The organism is Streptomyces beijiangensis (assembly GCF_017315755.1).
GTDB lineage: Bacteria > Actinomycetota > Actinomycetes > Streptomycetales > Streptomycetaceae > Streptomyces > Streptomyces beijiangensis.
This window is the reverse complement of sequence record NZ_JAFLRJ010001306.1, coordinates 1-344: the sequence shown is the minus strand read 5'-3', so window position 1 is coordinate 344 and position 344 is coordinate 1. Positions and strand designations below refer to the sequence as shown.

At 66.3% G+C, this 344-nt stretch carries 1 pseudogene; it reads left to right on the top strand.

Annotation, left to right across the window (positions count from 1 at the left end):
* Positions 1–121: 121 nt before the first annotated feature.
* Positions 122–344 (top strand): annotated as a pseudogene (locus tag J0695_RS41600) (acyl-CoA desaturase); the annotation flags it as partial.

Here is a 344-nt window from a genome sequence, read left to right as displayed (position 1 = left end):
TTGCCGCCGGGCCCCGCGCTGCCATACTTACGATGCCGTAGGTTACGGTCCCGTAGGAAATGCTGTTCGGTTCCGGCAGCCCGGCATCACCCTCCATCCTCATACCCCACAAGGGACACGCATGACCTCACGTCCTGATGTCATCGACGAAGCCTCGAAGAAGCCGCTGCCCTCCGGCGCCGGCACCGATACCCCAGCCGTTCCCTCCGCCACGCTGGGCGGGGAGCGCAAGCGTTCGATCGAGCAGATCGCGCTGCTGGTCTTCATCATCGTTCCGTTCCTGGCCGTGCTGGCGGCGGTGCCTCTGACCTGGGGCTGGGGGGTGAGCTGGCTGGATCTCGGCC